This is a genomic window from Rhizobacter sp. (genome assembly GCF_046595475.1).
Taxonomy (GTDB): domain Bacteria; phylum Pseudomonadota; class Gammaproteobacteria; order Burkholderiales; family Burkholderiaceae_C; genus Rhizobacter.
On sequence record NZ_JBKJOQ010000109.1, the window covers coordinates 1 to 17,758 of the forward strand.

At 65.3% G+C, this 17,758-nt stretch carries 16 protein-coding genes; 6 read left to right on the forward strand and 10 right to left on the reverse strand.

Features of this window, described 5'->3' with window-relative positions:
* Positions 1 to 427: 427 nt before the first annotated feature.
* The 5 genes from lspA to AC30QB_RS19730 all read right to left on the reverse strand — a co-directional run bounded on the left by lspA (position 428) and on the right by AC30QB_RS19730 (position 7,002).
* Positions 428 to 922, reverse strand: a complete 495-nt coding sequence (gene lspA, locus AC30QB_RS19710) for a signal peptidase II (RefSeq protein WP_489547970.1) — start codon at positions 920 to 922, stop codon at positions 428 to 430.
* Between the two features lie 2 nt (positions 923 to 924).
* On the reverse strand, positions 925 to 3,801 hold the full coding sequence (ileS, locus tag AC30QB_RS19715; protein WP_489547971.1) for an isoleucine--tRNA ligase: 2,877 nt from the start codon (positions 3,799 to 3,801) through the stop codon (positions 925 to 927).
* 99 nt (positions 3,802 to 3,900) lie between these two features.
* Positions 3,901 to 4,923: a bifunctional riboflavin kinase/FAD synthetase gene (locus AC30QB_RS19720; RefSeq protein WP_489547972.1), complete on the reverse strand. Its 1,023-nt coding sequence runs from the start codon at positions 4,921 to 4,923 to the stop codon at positions 3,901 to 3,903.
* A 9-nt stretch (positions 4,924 to 4,932) separates the two neighbouring features.
* Positions 4,933 to 5,631 carry a 16S rRNA pseudouridine(516) synthase gene (locus AC30QB_RS19725; RefSeq protein WP_489547973.1) on the reverse strand — a complete coding sequence of 233 codons (699 nt, stop codon included), beginning with the start codon at positions 5,629 to 5,631 and terminating at the stop codon, positions 4,933 to 4,935.
* Positions 5,632 to 7,002 (reverse strand): twin-arginine translocation pathway signal, encoded by a 1,371-nt coding sequence (locus tag AC30QB_RS19730; RefSeq protein ID WP_489547974.1) that lies wholly within the window; start codon positions 7,000 to 7,002, stop codon positions 5,632 to 5,634. It lies immediately after the preceding gene.
* Positions 7,003 to 7,105: 103 nt separating this feature from the next.
* Here AC30QB_RS19730 and AC30QB_RS19735 point away from each other — a divergent pair, with 103 nt between their 5' ends.
* Positions 7,106 to 8,284 (forward strand): MFS transporter, encoded by a 1,179-nt coding sequence (locus AC30QB_RS19735; RefSeq protein ID WP_489547975.1) that lies wholly within the window; start codon positions 7,106 to 7,108, stop codon positions 8,282 to 8,284.
* Here AC30QB_RS19735 and AC30QB_RS19740 read toward each other — a convergent pair whose 3' ends face one another.
* Complete coding sequence (locus tag AC30QB_RS19740) at positions 8,285 to 8,602, reverse strand: hypothetical protein (RefSeq protein ID WP_489547976.1); 318 nt, start codon at positions 8,600 to 8,602, stop codon at positions 8,285 to 8,287.
* Between the two features lie 77 nt (positions 8,603 to 8,679).
* Here AC30QB_RS19740 and xth point away from each other — a divergent pair, with 77 nt between their 5' ends.
* The gene (gene xth / locus AC30QB_RS19745; protein WP_489547977.1) at positions 8,680 to 9,456 is read left to right on the forward strand and encodes an exodeoxyribonuclease III; all 777 of its coding nucleotides are present in this window, start codon (positions 8,680 to 8,682) and stop codon (positions 9,454 to 9,456) included.
* 49 nt (positions 9,457 to 9,505) lie between these two features.
* Here xth and AC30QB_RS19750 read toward each other — a convergent pair whose 3' ends face one another.
* A complete protein-coding gene (locus AC30QB_RS19750) occupies positions 9,506 to 10,138 on the reverse strand; it encodes a retropepsin-like aspartic protease family protein (RefSeq protein WP_489547978.1) in 633 nt (210 codons plus the stop codon).
* A gap of 2 nt (positions 10,139 to 10,140) precedes the next feature.
* Entirely contained in the window at positions 10,141 to 10,629 is a 489-nt protein-coding gene (locus tag AC30QB_RS19755) for a YajQ family cyclic di-GMP-binding protein (RefSeq protein WP_489547979.1), read from the reverse strand.
* A 39-nt stretch (positions 10,630 to 10,668) separates the two neighbouring features.
* Here AC30QB_RS19755 and murB point away from each other — a divergent pair, with 39 nt between their 5' ends.
* Positions 10,669 to 11,685 (forward strand): UDP-N-acetylmuramate dehydrogenase, encoded by a 1,017-nt coding sequence (murB, locus tag AC30QB_RS19760; protein WP_489547980.1) that lies wholly within the window; start codon positions 10,669 to 10,671, stop codon positions 11,683 to 11,685.
* 216 nt (positions 11,686 to 11,901) lie between these two features.
* Here the strand turns inward: murB and AC30QB_RS19765 are convergent, their stop codons facing one another.
* Both AC30QB_RS19765 and uraH read right to left on the reverse strand, forming a co-directional pair.
* A complete protein-coding gene (locus AC30QB_RS19765) occupies positions 11,902 to 13,101 on the reverse strand; it encodes a urate hydroxylase PuuD (protein WP_489547981.1) in 1,200 nt (399 codons plus the stop codon).
* A gap of 12 nt (positions 13,102 to 13,113) precedes the next feature.
* Entirely contained in the window at positions 13,114 to 13,470 is a 357-nt protein-coding gene (gene uraH, locus AC30QB_RS19770) for a hydroxyisourate hydrolase (RefSeq protein ID WP_489547982.1), read from the reverse strand.
* A 119-nt stretch (positions 13,471 to 13,589) separates the two neighbouring features.
* Between uraH and puuE the strand changes: the two genes are divergently transcribed.
* From puuE to AC30QB_RS19785, 3 genes are all read left to right on the forward strand, one after another.
* Entirely contained in the window at positions 13,590 to 14,525 is a 936-nt protein-coding gene (gene puuE, locus AC30QB_RS19775; RefSeq protein WP_489547983.1) for an allantoinase PuuE, read from the forward strand.
* Positions 14,522 to 16,273 carry a 2-oxo-4-hydroxy-4-carboxy-5-ureidoimidazoline decarboxylase gene (gene uraD, locus AC30QB_RS19780; protein ID WP_489547984.1) on the forward strand — a complete coding sequence of 584 codons (1,752 nt, stop codon included), beginning with the start codon at positions 14,522 to 14,524 and terminating at the stop codon, positions 16,271 to 16,273. The genes puuE and uraD overlap by 4 nt, the downstream gene beginning before the upstream one ends.
* Before the next feature lie 159 nt (positions 16,274 to 16,432).
* A complete protein-coding gene (locus AC30QB_RS19785; protein WP_489547985.1) occupies positions 16,433 to 17,656 on the forward strand; it encodes a M20 family metallopeptidase in 1,224 nt (407 codons plus the stop codon).
* Positions 17,657 to 17,758: the final 102 nt, after the last annotated feature.

A 17,758-nucleotide genomic window follows, 5' to 3' on the forward strand; every position in this document is an offset into this window, starting at 1 on the left:
TTTGCTGCGCAAACTTTCCATGTCCACACCTCGCTTCGCCTCGGCGCCGAGGCAAAGCGAGGCGAGTGGTGAAGAAATCGCATCAGGTGTGCGGCGTAGCTTCAGCAAGGCGTTGACCGGCCGAACCTTGTAGCCACGCAGCTGTGACGAGTGGAGAGCGCCTTTGCTTTGGTTACTTTCATTTGGCGCGACAAATGAAAGTGACTCGCCCGCCGGGGCGACTACCCGGCGCCGACGGACAAGACAGGTAGAAGCCAATACGCGAAGCGGCACGGGCCTTCGATACCTCAGGCTGAGCGGGCTGGGCGGGCTGGGCGGACTGCGCGGGCTGAGCGGACTGCGCGGGCTGAGCGGTCTGAGCGGTCTGAGCTTGTCGAAGGGTCAGGCTAAGCGGTGGCGATGCACAAAAGGCGAAAGGCGAAAAAACTCAGCGCCCGCGTCGCACCCTCAACAACTCATCCAAGATCAACAACCCCGCCCCCAAGGTAATCGCGCTGTCCGCCACGTTGAACGACGGGAAGAAGTACTGGCTGCCCCAGTGCACCTGAATGAAATCCACCACATAGCCGTGCAACAACCGGTCGACCACATTGCCGACGGCCCCCCCAAGGATCAACGCCAGCGCCAAGGCAAACAACTTCTGCCCGCCGTGGCTGCGCAGCATCCACACGATGAAGATCGCGGCCACCACCCCCAGACCGACGAAGAACCAGCGCTGCCAGCCCGAGGCGCCGGCCAAGAATGAAAACGCCGCGCCGGTGTTGTGCGCCCGCACGATGTTGAAGAAAGAGGTGACGTAGAGGCTTTCGCCGTACTGGAAGTGGTCGAGGATCAGCGCCTTGAAGAGCTGGTCGAGCACGATCACGATGAGCGCAATGCCCAGCCAAGGCAGCAGGTTGCCCGGTGATTTCTTGAACGCCATGATCAGGCTGCCTTTCGTGATTCACCAGCGCCGTACAGGTTGCTGGTGCAACGGCCGCAGATTGTGGGGTGGGCTGGATCAGCGCCTACATCGTCGCGGTAGTGCCAGCACCGGTCGCATTTCAGCGAGGTGCTGACCTCGGGTACCACGCGGAAATCTTCGGCGTCGTCGGTCAGCAGTTCCAGAAGCGCGGCCTTGGACGTGATGAGCACGAACTTCAGGTCGTCACCCAGGCTCGCCAGGATGTTGTGCGTCTCGTTCTTGGCCGACACCACCACATTGGCCTGCAGCGAAGAGCCCACCTTGCCGGCGCTGCGGAAGTCTTCGATGCGGCGATTGGACTCGTCGCGCACCTTGCGGATCAGCTGCCACTTGGCCAGCAGCACCTCGTCTGCCCAGGCTGACGCATTGCTGTAGGTCTCGACAAAGATCGACGGCGAAGCGCCCGGCGCAAACAGCTTCCACGCTTCCTCAGCCGTAAAGCTCAGGAACGGCGCCATCCAGCGCAGCATCGCATGCGTGATGTGCCACAGCGCGGTCTGCGCGCTGCGCCTTGCCAGCGACTTCGGTGCCGTGGTGTAAAGCCGATCCTTCAGGATGTCGAGGTAGAACGCGCCCAGGTCTTCGCTGCAGTACACCTGCAACTTGGCCACCACCGGGTGAAATTCATAAACCTCGTAGTGCGCCAGCACCTCGGCCTGGAAAGCAGCCGCACGCGCCAACGCATAGCGGTCGATCTCCAGCATCTCATCGAGCGGCACCGCGTCTTTCGCAGCGTCAAAGTCGCTGGTGTTGGCCAGCAAGAAGCGCAGCGTGTTGCGGATGCGGCGGTATGAGTCGACCACTCGCTCCAGGATCTTCTTGTCGATGGCCAGGTCGCTCGAATAGTCGGTGGCCGCGCACCACAGGCGCAAGATCTCGCCACCAAACTTCTCGGCCGATTCGCCCAGGGGCATGTAGTTGCCCAGGCTCTTGCTCATCTTCTTGCCCTGGCCATCGACCGTGAAGCCGTGGGTCAGCAGGCCACGGTAAGGCGCATGGCCTTCCATGGCGCAGGCGATCAGCAATGACGAGTGGAACCAGCCGCGATGCTGGTCGTGGCCTTCGAGGTAGAGGTCAGCCTCGGGGCCGGTGTCGCTGGTGGTGCCGGGGTGGCTGTGGCGCAGCACATGGAAGAAGGTGGAGCCCGAGTCGAACCACACGTCGAGGATGTCGTTGCTCTTGGTGTACTGCGGCGCCTCGGCACCCAGCACGTCTTCCACCGTCAGCTTGGCCCACGCCTCCACCCCGCCTTGCTCCACGATGCCCGCCGCGCGGTCGATCAGCGCCATGGTGTCGGGGTGCAGCTCGCCCGTTTCCTTGTGCAGAAAGAACGGCAGCGGCACACCCCAGTTGCGCTGGCGGCTGATGCACCAGTCGGGCCGGTTGGCAATCATGTCGTGCAGGCGCGCCTTGCCGTTCTCGGGGTAGAAGCTGGTCTCTTCGATGGCAGCCAGCGCGGTCTGGCGCAGCGTCTTCGGCGGCGTCTCTTGCGCAAAAACACCCACGCCTTCGTCCATGCGCACAAACCACTGCGCCGCGGCGCGGTAGATCACAGGCGTTTTGTGGCGCCAGCAGTGCGGGTAGCTGTGCACCAGCGTCGAGGTGGCGAACAGGCGCCCGGCATCGCGCAGCGCATCGGCCACCAAGGGCGCCGCTTTCCAGATGTTTTGCCCGCCGAAGAGCGGCAGCGTGGCTTCGTACTGGCCGTTGCCTTGAACCGGGTTCAAGATGTCTTCCACGGCCAAACCATGCGCGCGACAGGAGTTGAAGTCTTCGATGCCGTAGGCAGGCGACGAGTGCACGATGCCCGTGCCGTCTTCCGCGGTCGCGTACTCGGCGGCGTACACCGGCGACAGGCGGTCGTAGCCTGGGTCAACATGGGCCAGCGGGTGGCGGAAGTTCAAGCCTTCGAGCTTGGCGCCCAGGGTCGTCGCCATCACCTTGCCTTCGAAGCCGTAACGGGCGAGGCACTTTTCGACCAGCGCACTGGCCAGCACCAGCAGGCCGCGGTCGGTGTCGACCAGCGAGTACTCGATGGCGGGGCCCACGTTGAGCGCCTGGTTGGCGGGGATGGTCCAGGCAGTGGTCGTCCAGATCACCACGAAAGCGTCTTTCGACAACGACGGCAGGCCGAACGCCGCGGCGAGCTTCTCGGGCTCAGCCGCGAGAAAAGCCACGTCGACCGTTTGCGACTTCTTGTCGGCGTACTCGATCTCGAACTCGGCCAGCGAGGAGTGGCAGTCGAAGCACCAGTACACCGGCTTCAGGCCGCGGTACACATAGCCGCGCTCGATGATTTTCTTCAGCGCGCGGATCTCGTTGGCCTCGTTGCCGAAATCCATGGTGCGGTAGGGGTGCTCCCAATCGCCCAGCACGCCCACGCGCTTGAAATCGGCCATCTGCTGGGCGATCTGCTCGGTAGCGTAGGCGCGGCTCTTGGCTTGCACCTCGTCGCGGCTCAGCTTGCGGCCGAAGGTCTTCTCGATCTGGTTTTCGATGGGCAGGCCATGGCAATCCCAGCCCGGGGTGTAGCGCGCGTCCATGCCCTTGAGCTGGCGCGCCTTGACGATCATGTCTTTGAGGATCTTGTTGGCCGCATGGCCCACGTGCAGCTGGCCGTTGGCGTAGGGCGGGCCGTCGTGCAGCACGAAGCGCGGCGCGCCGTGGCGGGCTTCGCGCAGGCGCTTGTAGATGCCTTGCTCGTCCCATTCCTTCACCCAGCCGGGCTCGCGCTTGGGCAGGTCGCCGCGCATGGGGAATGGGGTGTCGGGAAGATTCAGCGTGGCCCGGTAGTCGGTGGTGCCCGCGGGCGAAGAAAGAGAGGTCTTGTCGGTCATGGCGGCGCTTTGATGTCACTGGCACGCCGCGAGGGCGGGCCTGAGAAGGGGGGGTCTGGCCGCGTGGGCCAGTGCTCGCGTAAGGGGTGTGGGCGAGCTTTAAATTCGATCGCGCGTGGTTTGGCGGCGTTGCGCCGCATGCGCGGCGAGAAAGTCTTGCGCGTCGAGGGCGTCTTGCCGTATGGCGGCGGTCAAGGCATCCAGCCCGTCGTAGCGGGCTTCATCTCGCAGTTTGTGCAGCAGTTCCACCCGCACGATTTTACCGTAGCCCCCTTCCAGCCCCAGCGTGGCGGGCCAGTCGAAGCAATGGGCCTCCAGCAGCACCCGGCCGCTGTCGTCGACGGTGGGGCGCACGCCCAGGCTGGCGACGCCATCGACGGGCTCGCCAGCCAGGCCATGCACGCGCACCGCAAAGATGCCTCTGGCGGCGGGGCGGGGGTGGGTGAAGCGCAGGTTGAGCGTGCGGAAACCGTCTGCCCGCCCGAGGGCGCTTTGGCCCAGGTCACGGCCCAGCTTTTGGCCGTGCACCACGTGGCCGCTGATGCTGTACGGCCGGCCCAGCAACGCGGCAACCCGGGCCATGTCGCCGGCGGCGAGCGCGTCGCGCACGGCTGAGCTCGACACGCGCAAACCGTGCACCTCGTAGCTGTTCATGCGCGCCACATCGAAGCCTTGTGCCGCACCGGCGGCATCGAGCATGGCGTAGTCGCCCACGCGCTTGGCGCCAAAGCGGAAGTCGTCGCCGACCAGCACGTAGCGCGCGCCCAGGCCGCGCACCAGCACGTCTTCAATGAAGGCCTGCGCCGACTGCGTGGCGAGCGACTTGTCGAAACGCAGCACCACCACCTGGTCAACGCCACAGCGCTCGAGCTCGCTCAGCTTGTCGCGCAGCGTGGCGATGCGGGTGGGCGCCGCCTCGGGTTTGCCGGCGAGTGCGGCAAAGTAGTCGCGCGGGTGCGGCTCGAAGGTCATCACGCACGAGGGCAATCCGCGGTGCTGGGCTTCGGAGCGCAACAGCGCCAGCATGGCCTGGTGGCCGCGGTGCACGCCGTCGAAATTGCCGATGGTCAGCGCGCAGGCCTTGGCGATCTGTGGGTGATGAATGCCGCGGAAAACTTGCATGGGCGACGATTATCGCGGGCTCACGGCTTCCGGCCCGCTCAGCCACTGCCACTGGCCCGGCGCCAGATCGGCCGGCAAGTTGAGCGCACCAAACGCACTGCGGTGCAGCCCCTCAACGCGGTTGCCCACCGCCGCCAGCATGCGTTTGACCTGGTGGTACTTGCCTTCGGTCAGCGTGAGCTTGAGCGTGAGTTCGCCGGTCAGCTCGCAGGCCGCGGCCGCCACGGTGGCCGGGTCGTCAATCAGCTTCACACCGGCCAGCAGCCGCTCCACCTGGTCGGGCATGACCGGATGCTTGCAAGTCACGTCGTAGACCTTGTTGACGTGCTTCTTGGGCGAGGTGAAGCGGTGGATCAGCGCACCATCGTCGGTGAACAGCAGCAAGCCGGTGGTGTCTTCATCGAGCCGGCCTATGCTTTGCAGGTCGCGCCGGCGCAGCTGCACCGGCAGCAGGCTGTACACGCTCATGTGGTGCTTGGGCTTTTGCGAGCACTCCACGCCCTGCGGCTTGTTCATCACGATCAAGGCCTTGGCGTGGTACGGCCACACCTCGCCGCGCACGCTGAACTGCAGGCCCTCGGGGGCCATGTCTTCGAAGGGGTCGTCGTGCACTTGGCCGGCGATGCAGACGTAGCCTGAGGCGATCAGGCCTTCGCATTCGCGCCGGGCGCCGAAGCCTTGGGAAAACAAGATCTGGGACAGCTTCACTTACTGGTGTAGTTCAAGAAACACCATGTGATTCTCCGACACCGGCCAGGCCCAGCCGGCGATGCGCTCACCGTTGAATTCACCGACCACGCTGCGGTTGATGTCCGTCGGCTTCACCTTCAGCGTGGACACGCCCGCCACGCCCGGCACCAGACCCGGCGGCGGGCTCTTGCCGTCAAAGCTGACCTGGTCGCGCGGCAGGCCGAAGTAACCACGCGGCCGCGACATTGCCACGAGCGACTTGGCATCTTTGTCGGCATCACTCAGTCGCCCCGCAAGCAGGTTCACATACCTGGACGAGCGAGGAAACGGCGACCGGTAGACGTGCGTCACCGCATAGCCAGGCGCGCTGACCACAAACTCATAGCTCGACTTGCCATCAACCTTCAGCGGCCCCCAGCGCCCGTCAGCCGCTATCGCCTTGTGCAGCACGGCAGTGCCTTGGCGCTCGCCGGTGGCCGCGTTGGTGGCGTACACCTCGACAATCGCCCCCACCAGCGGCAGGTTGCTGGGCGCACCGCCCTGCACGTTGTTGACGCCCAGCCCCGACACCAGGCCATCAAGCACCACCTCGGCCTCGGGGGTGATGGACGACGTGGGTGGCAGTTTGCCGGTAATGAAGCGATAAGCCTGCGCGAAGGCCTGTGGGCCGAACGCGGTTTCGCGGTGGTCGATGCCCGCGATCACCACGTTCTCCGCACCCTTCAAGGCTGGCCCGTCGAAGCTGACGTTGGTCGGCTTGCCACGAAACCCCAGCCAAGCGCCGTCAGGCTGCGCGTACTTGTCGTTGTTGTCGGAGCGAATGGTCATCCACTTCACCCCGGGTGTGACCTCGTCACCACTGGCACCCTTGGGCGTGTTCAGCCCGCGCAGGAACGGCCCGGCGCCGTTGAATTCATTGCCCGGATTGTTGTCGGGATTCGCTTGAACCCCGTGGTTGGGTGTGCCGCCCAAGATGGCATACGACACCTTCTCGGCGCCGCCGCCATTGGCGATGTAGTTGCGTATGGCGTTGCCGCCCCGCGAGTTGCCCATCAGCACCACGCGGCTCGCTCCCGTGGCCTTGAGCAGCTTGTCGACCTCGGCCGAAAGCTGGTTCATTTGCTCGGTGGCCGAGCTGCGGCCGGGCTGCGGAGTGGTGTCGGTGTCGCGCGCCAAGGGGTAGGTGAGATCGATGGCAAGCAGCCGCTCACGCGGCCAACCGTTGGACTCAAAGCGCCAGACCGTCGTGGTCCATTGCGCCGCGGAGTCGCCGTTGCCATGCACGAAGAGCACAGGAGGCTGGCTGCCGCCGTAAAGGCTGGCACACGAAATCAGCAGGCTGGTGCTGGCGACCAGCCCGAGCAGCAGGCTTCGACGAAGCAGGGTCATGGTTTGTCTCCTTGGGAGGTGAGGTCTCGGCGCACGCTAGCACGACTGATGGGCCCGGCACCGTGTCTCCCCGGCGACAAGACCGCTCGTGATAATCCTCCCGGTGACCCCATCCGGCTACCGCCCCACCATCACCGCCCTCGCCCTGGGCCAGCTCGTCGCCTGGGCGGCCTTGTTCTATGCCTTCTCTTCGTTCGTGCTGCCCATGCAACGCGAGTTCGCCTGGGGCAAGCCCGAAACCATGGGCGCACTCACGCTGGGCATGACGGTGTGGGGCATCAGCAGCTATGCCGCAGGCGCGGCCATCGACCGTGGCCATGGCCGCTGGGTGATGACGCTGGGCGCGGCGCTCGCCGGCACCGGCTTTCTGCTCTGGTCACAAATACACACCCTCTCCATGCTTTACATCGCATGGGCTGTGATGGGCGCGGCCATGGCCATGACGTTGTACGAGCCCGCCTTCGCGGTGTTGACCAAGCGCTACCCCGACCACTATCGCCAAGGCATCACCTCGCTCACGCTGGTGGGCGGCTTTGCGAGCACGCTGTCGTTTCCGGCGGTGGCCTGGCTGATCGCCACCTGGGGCTGGCGCCATGCGCTGATGGTGATCGGGCTGCTGCTGCTGTTCGGCGTGGCGCCGCTGCATGCCTGGGCCTTGCGTGGGGCCGACACCCCTTCGCGCGCCGCTGCACACGACGCGGTCGACAACGCCACACTGCACGAGGCGCTGCGCCACCGCGCTTTCTGGTTGCTCACCGTCGCCTTCGCGCTCTACGCGTTTGTGTCGGCCGCGCTGTGGGCGCACATCATGCCGGCCTTTGCCGCCAAGGGCACCAGCGAGAGCCAGGCCCTGACGGTGGTGATGTGGGTAGGCCCGGCGCAGGTGGTGGGGCGTGTGGTCTACCTGTGGCTGGGCCGGCACATAGGCCCGCGCAGCCTGGGCCTGATGGTGCTGGCGGGCACGCCGGTGTCGCTGGCGGTGTTTGCCTGGGCCGACCACCTGGCGGGGTTGCTGCTGTTCGCACTGCTCTTCGGCGTGGCCAACGGCCTGAGCACCATCGTGCGGGGCAACGTCGTGCCGGAATACTTCGGCCGCGAGCATGTGGGCCGCATCAGCGGCGCGATGTCAGCCATTGCGCTGATGACGCGCGCCGCCGCACCGCTGGCGGTCGCGTGGCTGCTGCTGGCCGTGCCGGGCTACCGCGAGGTGATGGGGGTGCTGGCACTGCTGGGCGCGGCGTCGTGGCTGGCGTTTGCGCTGGCGCAGCCGCCACGGCGTTGATCAGCGCTGCAAGCGGCGAATGACCTCTTGCGCGCGCAGCTCGGCTGCAAGCGAAGCATCGAGCGGTGAGCGGCACAGCCCGGCGTGGGCGTACTGCAGGTTCTCGTAGAGCTGCGCCATGGCGGGGAAGGTGTCGAGCAGCACGTCGAGGTCTTCGCCGGGCTCGGCATCGCCCAGCTCTTGCGACAAATGCCGCACCACCGAGCGGTACTGGTCTGCCGAGATGGGGGTGATGCTGCGCTCCAGGCGCTCCAGCAGCTGCGCCAGAGTCAGCAGCACGCGAAAACGCTCAGGAAGGGTTCGGGTTTGCGTGTTCATGCTCCAGACGTGGAGGCGCCCAGCCAGTCTTCAAGATGGCGCGCAAAATGCACGCTCCTTTTCACCGGCACAAAGTCATGAAGATCGCCACCTACAACGTCAACGGCATCGGCGCCCGCCTGCCGCGCCTGCTGGAATGGCTGGCCGAATCGTCGCCCGACGTGGCCTGCCTGCAAGAGCTGAAGACGCCCGACGCCACCTTCCCCATCGCGGCCATACGCGAAGCGGGCTACGGCGCCATCTGGCATGGCCAGAAATCATTCAACGGCGTGGCCATTCTGGTCAAAGGTGGTGAGCCCATCGAGCGGCGCCGCGGCATGCCGGGCAATGCAGACGACGTGCAGAGCCGCTACATCGAAGCCGAGGTCAACGGCATCGTGATCGGCTGCCTCTACCTGCCCAACGGCAACCCGCAGCCCGGCCCCAAGTTCGACTACAAGCTGGCCTGGTTCGAGCGCCTGATGGCGCACTCGGCCGAGCTGCTCAAGGAAGGCAAGCCGACCGTGCTGTGCGGCGACTACAACGTGATCCCGACCGACGAGGTGGCCGACATCTACTCGCCCGCCTCGTGGAAGAAAGACGCGCTCACCCAGCCCGAGAGCCGCGCCGCCTACTTCCGCATGCTCGACCAAGGCTGGACCGACGCCATTCGCAGCCTGCACCCGACCGCGCCCATGTACACCTTCTGGGATTACATGCGCCAGCGCTGGTCGCGCAATGCCGGCTTTCGCATCGACCACCTGCTGCTCACGCCCGACCTGGCCAAACGCCTGGACGCTGCCGAGGTCGACCGTGACGCGCGCGGCAAAGAGAAGGCCAGCGACCATGCGCCGGTGTGGGTGAAGCTGCGCTGAAACGTCAGCAGGCCATGAACGGGCACCGGTTCGGCGCCCATTCAGACCCTCAGGGGCGCTTCTCCAGCGTCATCACGTCGTTCTCACGTTTCATCTGGAAGCGGGTGAGAAAGCTGTTGCCCAGCAAGACATAGGGCATTTGCGCGGGGATCACCACCGCTTCGACGTTGTAGACCAGCACGTCGCCCAGCCGCACCGAGCTGAGCACCACCCGGTGCACCGGCACCGGGCCATTGGCCGTGCCGACCATGCCGCGCTGGCCCTCGCGGTACTTGAGCCCGACGCGATCGGCATCTGCCTGGCTCATGGCCACCATGGTGGCGCCGGTGTCGACCACGAATTCGACTGCCCGACCGTTGATCGAGCCCTGGGTCGTGAAGTGGCCGCCAGGCCCGGCCGCGAGCACGATGCGCGAGCCGCCGCCTTCGCTCGCCACACCGCCCAGGTTGACCTGTGCGCCACCCATCGGCACGGTGACGCGCTGGCCCGCCAGCTCAACCACTGCAGCGTCGGCCGTCACGCTCAAGAGCTTCACGCCTTGCACGGTGCTGCCGACCGCAACGGTGCGCGGGCGCCCGTCGATCATCAACAGCGCCTTGTCGCCCAAGCGACCGCTCATCGACACGGTCTGCGCGCTGGCAGCGCCTGCCAACAGCACAAGCGCCACGGCCCATGCGCGCACGCTCAATCCCGAAAGTTGTCGAAGGACAAGGGCGCGTCGGGCACTTCCTTGCGGATGAGGGCCATGGCGGCTTGCAGGTCATCGCGCTTGGCGCCGGTGACACGCACTGAGTCGCCCTGAATGGCGCCCTGCACCTTCAGCTTGCTTTGCTTGAGGTGGTTTTGAATTTTCTTGGCGGTGTCGCTGTCGATGCCGCTCTTCACGGTGATCAGCTGCTTGACCTTGTCGCCGCCTATCTTTTCGATCTTGGCGCTGCGGTCGAGAAAGCGCACGTCGACATTTCGCTTGGTCATCTTGGCCAGCAAGATGTCGAGCACCTGGGCGATCTGGAAATCGCTGTCGGCGTAGACCGTGAGCTCTTTCTCTTTCAGATCGACACGCGACGACGAGCCCTTGAAGTCGAAACGGGTGCCGATTTCCTTGGCGGTCTGGTCGACGGCATTGCGCACTTCAACCAGGTTGGGGTCTAACACGGTGTCGAAGCTGGGCATTGAGAATCTCTCTTCACGGTAATCAGCGAAAATTCTCCCATGCAAATCGAATCAGGCGTCAGCTTGAAACCCTATAACAGCTTCGGCCTGCCTGCCGTGGCACAAACGCTGGTGCGCGTGACCAGCGACGCCGACGTGCGCCGCGTGGTCGACCACCCCACGCTCGGCATGTCGCCCAAGTTTGTGCTGGGCGGGGGCAGCAACATCATCCTCACGCGCGACATGCCGCAAGTGGTGCTCAAGGTCGAGGTCACGGGCCGTCGGCTGGTCGAAGAGCGCCCCGACGCCTGGATCGTCGAGGCCGGTGCCGGCGAAAACTGGCACGACTTCGTCGCCTGGACGCTCGCGCAAGGCTACCCCGGGCTCGAAAACCTGGCCCTTATCCCGGGCACCGTGGGCGGTGCACCAGTGCAAAACATAGGCGCTTATGGCATCGAGATGAAAGACCGCTTCGAGTCGCTCGACGCTGTCGACCTGGTGACCGGCCGCACCGTCACCCTCGGCCCCGAGCTGTGCGCGTTCGGCTATCGCGACAGCGAGTTCAAGCGCTCACTGGCCAGCCGCGTGGTGATCACCCGCGTGCGGTATCACTTGCCCAAGCCCTGGCAGCCGGTGCTGGGCTACCTGGAGCTGGAGCGCAAGATGACCGAGACCGGCCTCTTCACACCCAGCGCGCAGCAGGTGTTCGACTGGATCTGCGCCATACGCCGCGCCAAGCTGCCCGACCCTGCGGTGGTGGGCAATGCGGGCAGCTTCTTCAAGAACCCGGTGGTCACGCCCGAGCAGTGTCGCGACATCATTGGCCGCGACCCGGAGATCGTGCACTACCCCATGCCCGACGGCAGCATGAAGCTCGCTGCTGGCTGGATGATCGATGCCTGCGGCTGGAAGGGCAAATCGGTGGGCCGTGCCGGCGTGTACGAAAAGCAGGCGCTGGTGCTGGTGAACCGCGGTGGCGCCATCGGCTCCGAGGTAATGACGCTCGCGCTGGCCATTCAAGAAAGCGTGTACGGGCGCTTCGGCATACGCCTGGACACCGAACCGGTGGTGGTGTGAGGCAACGACTCGCGCTTGTGGTCGTCGGCGCGGCATAAGGGTGGGCTTGAACGCCAGCGTTGACGCAAAGAACGCAAAGGAAAAAAAGGGCGCGAAGAAGTTGAAAGCGCGCAGCTGCGGCGCCTACCTTTCATTTTCTTTGCGACCTTGGCTGCCTTCCTTCGCGTTCTTTGCGTCAACGCTGGCGTTCAACTGCCGAGCACCAGCGAACCAGCGTCATCGCTGCGTTGAGGCGCCTGCCTCGAACCAGCGCTTGATCAACTCGCGCTCTGGCAGGGTCATCTGGGTCGCGTTGTTGAAGGGCATCAGCTTCAGCACCACGGCCTGCTGATACACCGCCTGTGCATTGCGCAGCAGCAGCTCGGGCGTGTGCAGCTGTATGCCCTTGCTGACCAGCTGCTCGTTGTGGCACATCACGCAGCGCTGGTTCACCACCTGCTGCACCTGGGCGAAAGTGGGCAGCGGCGCTGCCGCGGCCACGGGCGCAGAGGCCGGCATGGAAGCCGTGATCACCCCCGCCAGCAGCACCACGCCCACGATCGCATACGCCCACGGCACAGGCTGGCCGGTGGCCAGCGCCTTGTGCCGCAGCACGAACGACTGGCGGATCAAGGCGCCAGACAACATCATCATCACCAGCACCAGCCAGTTGTAGGCGCCGCTGTACAAGAAGCCGTAATGGTTGCTCAGCATGGCCAGGATCACGGGCAGCGTGAAGTAGGTGTTGTGCACGCTGCGCTGCTTGCCGCGCTTGCCGTAGACCGGGTCTACCGGCAGGCCTGCCCTGAGCGCGGCCACCACCTTGCGCTGGCCCGGGATGATGACCATCAGCACGTTACCGCTCATGCTGGTGGCGATCATGGCGCCCACCAGCAAGAAGGCCGCGCGACCGGCGAACAACTGGCATGACAGCCACGACGCGAACACGATCAAGGCCAGCACCAGCACGCCCACGATCAGGTCGCCATGCTTGCGGTGGCCGAAGAGCCGGCAAATGCCGTCGTAGATGGCCCAGAAGGCAACAAAGAAACCCAGCGCGGTGGCGATGGCTGGGGCGGGCGACCAGTCGAACACGTTCTTGTCGATGAGAAAGGTGCTGGCGTTGAAGAGGTACAGCACCGCAAACAGCGCAAAGCCCGTGAGCCAGGTGGAGTAGCTTTCCCACATCAACCAGTGCAGCTTCTCGGGCAGCTGGGCCGGCGACACCGGGTACTTCTGCTGGTGGTAGAACCCGCCGCCGTGCACCGCCCACATCTCGCCACCTATGCCCTTGTCACGCTCCTTAGCGTCAGCTGGCGGCGTGAGGCCGTTGTCGAGGCCGACGAAGTAGAACGAGGCCCCGATCCAGGCGATGCCGGTGACCAGATGCGCCCAGCGCAGCAGCAGGTTGAGCCAGTCGATCAGGTGCGCGTCCATGTGCATAAAGTTTCAGCTGCCGCGGTACGTGGAGTACGCCCAGGGGCTGGCCAACAAAGGCACGTGATAGTGCTGCAGCGGGTTGGACATGCCGAAGTCGATGGGCACGGCGTCGACGAAAGGGGGCTCGGGCAAGACGACCCCGCGCCCACGGAAGTAGGCCGCCACCTCGAACAGCAAGCGGTAGGTGCCCGTCTTGAAGTTGCTCTCGTCCAACATTGGTGCACTGGCGCGCCCATCGTGGTTCAGCGCCAGTTGCTTGAGCAGCTCCGGCGGCCGGCCAGCGTCGAGCCGGTACAACGCCACCAGCATGCCCGCGGCGGGGCAACCGTTCATCGTGTCGAGCACATGCGTGGTAAGTTGGCCCATGGTGTCCTCTGGCATCAAAATGGCTAGCTGCTGATCGAGCCAGACGCGTAAAAGTGTATACAGCCGCCCCGTCAGCCGCCAAAGATGCAAATCGTGTGCCGCCTGAAGACCGATCCGCCATGACCGACGAAACCTACCCCCGCGACCTGGTCGGCTACGGCCGCAACCCACCCCACGCACAGTGGCCGGGCGGCGCAAAAATCGCCGTGCAATTCGTCTTGAACTACGAAGAAGGCGGCGAGAACAACCCGCTGCATGGCGACCCGACGTCGGAGACCTTTCTCTCCGAGCTGATCACGGCCCAAGCCTACGAGAGCCGCCACATGACCATGGAGTCGATGTACGAGTACGGCTCACGCGTGGGCGTGTGGCGCATCCTGCGCGAGTTCGAAAAGCGCAAGCTGCCGCTGACCGTCTTCGGCATCGGCATGGCCCTGCAGCGCTACCCCGAGCTGCTGGCCGCCTTCATGGCCAACGACTACGAAATCGCCAACCACGGCCTGCGCTGGATTCACTACCAAAACCTGCCCGAGGCCACCGAGCGCCGCCACCTCGACCAGGCGACCCAGGTGTTGCGCGACATGACCGGCGGCGCCTGGCCCTTGGGTTGGTACACCGGCCGCGACAGCCCCAACACGCGCCGCCTGGTGGTCGACCACGGCGGCTACGAGTACGACAGCGACTACTACGGCGACGACCTGCCCTTCTGGACGCCCGTGACCAAGACCGACGGCAGCACCGTGCAGCACCTGGTGGTGCCCTACTCGTTAGACACCAACGACATGCGCTTCGTGCAGACACAGGGCTTCAACACCGGCGAGCACTTCTTCACCTACCTGCGCGACAGCTTCGATGCGCTGTATGCCGAGGGTGACACGGCTCCCAAGATGATGAGCATCGGCATGCACTGCCGGCTGCTGGGCAAGCCCGGTCGCATCGCCTCGCTGCAACGCTTTCTCGACCATGTGCTCGCGCACGACAAGGTATGGGTGTGCCGTCGCATCGACATTGCGCGGCACTGGAAGCAGCACTTTCCCGCGCCCACCACCCCATGAGCCTGACCCTCGCTCAGTTGAACGCAGCGCCGCTGGCCGAGGCCACGCGCATGCTCGACGGCGTGTACGAGCATTCACCCTGGATCGCCGAGGCCGCGTTGGCGCATCGCCCGTTCACAAGCCTGGCGCACTTGAAGCACCGCCTGGCCGACACGGTGCGCCGGGCCGAGCGCACGGCACAGCTCGCGCTGATCCGCGCTCACCCGCAACTGGCCGGTGCGTTGGCCGAGCCACTCACCGCGGAGTCGGCGCACGAGCAGGCCACCGCCGGCCTGAAGGCGTGCACGCCTGAAGAGCTGGCCGCACTGCAGCGGCTCAACGCCGAGTACCTGGCCAAGTTCGGCTGGCCCTTCATCGTGGCGGTGCGCGGCCCGCGCGGCACCGGCCTGTCGCGGCAAGAAATCATCAGCACGCTGGCGCGCCGCCTCGAAGGCCATGCCGACTTCGAGCTGGCCGAGTGCCTGCGCCACATCCACCGCATTGCCGAGATCCGGCTCAACGACAAGTTCGGTGTGGTGCCCACACTCGGCAACCAGGTGTGGGACTGCGCCGAGCTGCTCGCCCAGCACAGCGATGTGGAGGACGCCCTCACCGTCACCTACCTCACACCGGCCCATCAATCGTGCCAGGTGCAGCTGGTGCGTTGGATGCGCGATTGCGGCTTCGACGAGGTGGGCGTTGATGCGGTGGGCAACGTGGTCGGCGTCTACAAAGGCAACGACTCCAGCGCACCTCGCCTGCTCACCGGCAGCCATTTCGACACCGTGCGCAACGGTGGCAAGTACGACGGCCGCCTGGGCATCTTCGTGCCCATGGTGTGCGTGCGCGAGCTGCATCGCCAAGGCAGGCGCCTGCCTTTCGGTGTGGAGGTGATCGGCTTCGCGGAAGAAGAAGGCCAGCGCTACAAGGCCACCTTCCTGGGCTCGGGTGCGGTGATCGGCCGTTTCGACTACAGCTGGCTGAACCAGCAAGACGCCGACGGCACCACCATGCGAGAGGCCATGCAAGCGGCCGGCCGCGACATCTCTCGGATTGATGAGATGAAGCGCGACCCAGCGCAGTACATGGGCTTCGTCGAAGTGCACATCGAGCAGGGCCCGGTGCTCAACGAGATCGACCTGCCGCTGGGCGTGGTCACCTCCATCAACGGCAGCGTGCGTTACGTGGGCGAGATGGTCGGCGTGTCTTGCCACGCCGGCACCACGCCCATGGACCGCCGGCGAGACGCCGCCGCCGCCGTGGCCGAGCTGGTGCTCTACGTGGAGAAGCGCGCGGCGCAGGTGCCGAATTTGGTGGGCACGGTGGGCATCCTCCACGTGCCCAGTGGCTCGATCAACGTGGTGCCTGGTCGCTGCCAGTTCAGTCTCGACATTCGCGCGACAGCGAATGAAGTGCGCGACGCGATGGCGCACGACGTGCTTGCCGAGCTGCAGCGCATCACCGCCCGCCGCGGCCTGCACTGCACGCTGGAAGAAACCATGCGCGCCGCCGCTGCGCCCAGCGCGCCCGAGTGGCAGGCGCGTTGGGAGCGCGCGGTAGAGGCTGTGGGCCTGCCGGTGTTGCGCATGCCCAGCGGTGCCGGGCATGACGCGATGAAGCTCGACGAGGTGATGCCGCAGGCCATGCTCTTTGTGCGCGGGGGCAACTCGGGCATCAGCCACAACCCGCTGGAGACCATCACCAACGACGATGCGCAGCTGTGTGTCGAGGCGTTCATGACGCTGCTTGAGCAGTTGGTGGAGGGCTGAGGTATGCCTGTATTTTTTTGGACGCAAAGGGCGCGAAGGAAGACGCAAAGGTCGCTAAGAAATCAAGACGTTTTTCCTTTGCTTTCCTTGCTTCTTCCTTTGCGTTCTTTGCGTCTTCCTTCGCGTCCCTTGCGTCCAAACTAAAGCCTCCCCAGCACCATGCCCCGCTACGCTGAACTCGACGCCTGGATCGACGCCCACTTCGGTGACGAAGTGAAGTACCTGCAGGCGTTGGTGCAAGTCCCCACCGACACGCCGCCGGGCAACAACGCGCCGCATGCCGAGCGCACCGCCGAGTTGCTGGCGGGCTTCGGCTTCGAAGCCGAGAAACACGCCGTGCCCCAAGCCGAAGTCGAGGCCTACGGCCTGCAATCGCTCACCAACCTCATCGTTCGCCGCCGCTATGGCGAGGGCAAGACGATCGCACTCAACGCCCACGGCGACGTGGTGCCGCCTGGCGAAGGCTGGTCGCACGGCCCCTACAGCGGCGACGTGGCCGACGGCAAGCTCTACGGCCGGGCCTCGGCCGTGAGCAAGAGCGACTTCGCCACCTACACCTTCGCCGTGCGCGCGCTCGAATCGCTGAACGCCCCACTCAAAGGCGGCGTTGAGCTGCACTTCACCTACGACGAAGAATTTGGCGGCGAGCTGGGCCCGGGCTGGCTGCTGAAGCAGGGCCTCACCAAGCCTGACTACCTCATTGCCGCCGGTTTCAGCTACCAGGTGGTGACGGCCCACAACGGCTGCCTGCAGCTGGAGGTGACGGTGCACGGCAAGATGTCGCACGCTGCCATCCCGACCAGCGGCGTCGACGCACTGCAGGGCGCGGTGCACATCCTCAACGCGCTGTACCACCAGAACACGCTGTACCAGCAGCTCACGTCCAAGGTCGAGGGCATCACCCACCCTTACCTCAACGTGGGCCGCATCGAGGGTGGCACCAACACCAACGTCGTGCCGGGCAAGGTGGTGCTCAGGCTCGACCGCCGCATGATCCCTGAGGAAGACCCGGTCGCGGTGGAGGCCAGCATCCGCCAGGTGATTGCCGATGCCGCCGCGCAGCAGCCCGGCGTCACGGTGGACATCAAGCGCCTGCTGTTGGCGCGCGCGTTGCAGCCACTGCCCGGCAACAAGCCGCTGATCGATGCCTTGCAGAAGCATGGCCAGGCGGTGTTTGGCGAACCCATTCCCACCTCGGGCACGCCGCTGTACACGGATGTACGGCTCTACTGCGAGAAGGGCATTCCGGCCGTGATCTACGGCGCCGGGCCGCGCACCGTGCTCGAATCGAATGCCAAGCGGGCGGATGAACACGTCGTGCTCGATGACCTGAAGCGTGCCACCAAGGTCGTTGCCCGTTCCTTGTATGACCTGCTGAGTTGAGAGAAGCACATGACATCTCCCTTTCCACCGTTCGGGCTGAGCCTGTCGAAGCCAGCGCCGTGCACAGTGGCCCTTCGACAGGCTCAGGGCGAACGGAGATAA

Excerpts from the sequence above, each read along its gene's own strand:
- lspA (WP_489547970.1), bottom strand. The coding sequence starts at position 922 with ATGGCGTTCAAGAAATCACCGGGCAACCTGCTGCCTTGGCTGGGCATT.
- ileS (WP_489547971.1), bottom strand. The coding sequence starts at position 3,801 with ATGACCGACAAGACCTCTCTTTCTTCGCCCGCGGGCACCACCGACTAC.
- AC30QB_RS19720 (WP_489547972.1), bottom strand. The coding sequence starts at position 4,923 with ATGCAAGTTTTCCGCGGCATTCATCACCCACAGATCGCCAAGGCCTGC.
- AC30QB_RS19730 (WP_489547974.1), bottom strand. The coding sequence starts at position 7,002 with ATGACCCTGCTTCGTCGAAGCCTGCTGCTCGGGCTGGTCGCCAGCACC.
- AC30QB_RS19740 (WP_489547976.1), bottom strand. The coding sequence starts at position 8,602 with ATGAACACGCAAACCCGAACCCTTCCTGAGCGTTTTCGCGTGCTGCTG.
- xth (WP_489547977.1), top strand. The coding sequence starts at position 8,680 with ATGAAGATCGCCACCTACAACGTCAACGGCATCGGCGCCCGCCTGCCG.
- AC30QB_RS19755 (WP_489547979.1), bottom strand. The coding sequence starts at position 10,629 with ATGCCCAGCTTCGACACCGTGTTAGACCCCAACCTGGTTGAAGTGCGC.
- murB (WP_489547980.1), top strand. The coding sequence starts at position 10,669 with ATGCAAATCGAATCAGGCGTCAGCTTGAAACCCTATAACAGCTTCGGC.
- AC30QB_RS19765 (WP_489547981.1), bottom strand. The coding sequence starts at position 13,101 with ATGGACGCGCACCTGATCGACTGGCTCAACCTGCTGCTGCGCTGGGCG.
- uraH (WP_489547982.1), bottom strand. The coding sequence starts at position 13,470 with ATGGGCCAACTTACCACGCATGTGCTCGACACGATGAACGGTTGCCCC.
- puuE (WP_489547983.1), top strand. The coding sequence starts at position 13,590 with ATGACCGACGAAACCTACCCCCGCGACCTGGTCGGCTACGGCCGCAAC.
- uraD (WP_489547984.1), top strand. The coding sequence starts at position 14,522 with ATGAGCCTGACCCTCGCTCAGTTGAACGCAGCGCCGCTGGCCGAGGCC.
- AC30QB_RS19785 (WP_489547985.1), top strand. The coding sequence starts at position 16,433 with ATGCCCCGCTACGCTGAACTCGACGCCTGGATCGACGCCCACTTCGGT.